1 protein-coding gene is annotated in these 1,336 nt (G+C 60.0%); it reads right to left on the bottom strand.

Annotated features, from left to right (window positions below):
* Positions 1 to 392: 392 nt before the first annotated feature.
* On the bottom strand, positions 393 to 1,055 hold the full coding sequence (locus E6P78_RS32485) for a hypothetical protein (RefSeq protein ID WP_136207202.1): 663 nt from the start codon (positions 1,053 to 1,055) through the stop codon (positions 393 to 395).
* Positions 1,056 to 1,336: the final 281 nt, after the last annotated feature.

Here is a 1,336-nt window from a genome sequence, read left to right as displayed (position 1 = left end):
CGAAGAACGTGGAAAAGCTGGGCAAACCAGCAGATACCACCTGCCCACACTCAGCCACCCACACAGAACCAACTCAACAACCGGGCAGGAGAACATCCTCAAACCGCCTCGGCGGATCAAGGCTTAGTGGACTTCGACCACGAGAAGACCCCCCGACCGAGACCGGTCGAGGGGTCAAAAACAGGCTTTCACCTGCTCGTTACCACTGGTGGGCGCGGACGGTTTCGAACCGCCGACATCTGCTTTGTAAGTTCGACCCGAGGTGCTTAAGCACCCTAACGGACTCCCCCACGGCTGCCGCCCCGGGCTCCCCACGACCGCCGCTGTACGCCGCCGTTGATGTCAGCTGCGGATGTCAACTGCCCTTCGATTCGCACAACGAGCGGTGAGCTTCAGACATCAGCTGACACAGGTCCTTGTCGCTCGGCTTGCTCCACGATGCGTTGAGCCAAATCCACGAAGTTAGTGATCGACGGCGCTTGCACGATCAAGAGCCTATCTGCTCGGTCGCTACCGTCCGCGAATCCGCATCCGCTGTCCCGTACCAGTGGCGTCAGCCAGTGGACAGTAGGTCGCTCGGCAGCAAAGAAGATCACCGGTCGGTCTGCCCATGGTTGATCGGAGTAGTGGCTACGGCAACTTGCGGCGGTGAAGCATCCGACGGAGGACAGCGCGTACGCCAGTCCAGCCACGCCAAGATCGAGAGCATCAAGTGGTGAGTGTTCCTCGTCAACAGCGTCTAGGAACTGCACAAGCTCGCTCTGAGGGTGCTCCTCGGCGTAGCCATCGGGCAGGTTCTCAAGCTCTCCTGTCTCTACGGCCTTGGCCATAGCCTCAAACTCGGCATCAGTTCGGCTTGCCTGATCGACAAGCCTCACTAGGTGTCTCTCGGCTTCGATCATTTGAATGGCTTCTTCGTGACCTACTTCCCCGATGGTCCAGACATCTCGGAAGCAGCCATAGCCCTCCTCGATCACCTCGTCCTTGTCGGGTAGCCCCATGGCTAGACCTGCGGGGAACGAGGGGTCAACATCAAGACTGACGGCGGGAATCAATCATGCCTCCTGACGAGTTGGACGGCTGTGCATCACAACGCACTTGCCCCACATAGGGACCGGACCGGCCCACCTGCCAGGAGACCACGATCACCCTTTTCGTGTCTCGGTTTCCCTGCGCCGCCGCGGCAGGACTTTGTGCAGCTGGTCCAGCGGATCGGAAGATTTCAAGTCCAGTGAGACGGTCGTGACGCTATGAGGTTTGTGGTGCGGGGTCTCTCCGTTTGGCCGGGTCGTTGATCCAGGCCATCTGAGGTATCTCGGGTGGTCTGGGGCGGCGG

Origin of the sequence: Streptomyces sp. A0958 (genome assembly GCF_004795035.1) — a bacterium.
In the GTDB taxonomy this organism is placed as follows: domain Bacteria; phylum Actinomycetota; class Actinomycetes; order Streptomycetales; family Streptomycetaceae; genus Streptomyces.
The sequence above is the reverse complement of the archived record's forward strand: the minus strand, read 5'-3'. Positions and strand labels throughout refer to the sequence as shown.